This is a genomic window from Citrobacter sp. Cf088 (assembly GCF_030334295.1).
GTDB classification, from domain to species: Bacteria; Pseudomonadota; Gammaproteobacteria; order Enterobacterales; family Enterobacteriaceae; genus Citrobacter; species Citrobacter freundii.
On record NZ_JAOWEE010000010.1, the window covers coordinates 1 to 646 of the forward strand.

A 646-nucleotide genomic window follows, 5' to 3' on the forward strand; every position below is an offset into this window, starting at 1 on the left:
GGTCGTCAAAAGGGTATGAACTCATATACAAATGATTTTTCGAGGTGGTAATAAACGCCTGGTTATTGACCACCACCACTCTTTTGATTTCTTTTCCTTCAGGATAGTCACGCATAACCCCATCGGAGTTTCTCTCCAGCGCCCGGGAAGAGGCCATATAGTCTGCTACCTGCCACGTTTGTCCGTAATCTTTAGATATCTTGTAAGCATCTGGCTCCCATCGTGGTATCAGAATATACTTATCTGATGGGTGAATATATACACCGGAAAAGATCTGATACGTTGAATAAACGCCATTTACTAATTCTTTATGTATATTCCGCCTGATATCATGATACCAAAGCGCTCCCTCACAATTATAGCCTTTTAATTCCAGATATCGGTTATCATCATAGCGATAAATAATCTGTGAGGGTGTTCTTTTTGTACAGGCAGCGATAGCACATAGCGAAATAGTTCCGATCATTATTTTTAACGCACTTCCCTTATTCATAATTTATCCTTAAACGTTAAGCGGTTTGGGCATATCCCATTGCCGATTATTTCCCCGCATCCATATCGCAGTGCATCCGGGTCCAGCCCTTATAGCCCACCACTTCTGGTTCTTTGTCCGGCAGGTTTTGATAGTTGGCCTTATATCCCTCCG

The 646-nt window shown here is 42.4% G+C and carries 1 protein-coding gene; it reads right to left on the reverse strand.

The annotated features are described in order from the left end of the window. The coding region (locus OGV71_RS00060) for a T6SS immunity protein Tli3 family protein (RefSeq protein WP_502873625.1) at positions 1–493 on the reverse strand (493 nt) is incomplete at its 3' end. Between the last annotated feature and the right edge of the window lie 153 nt (positions 494–646).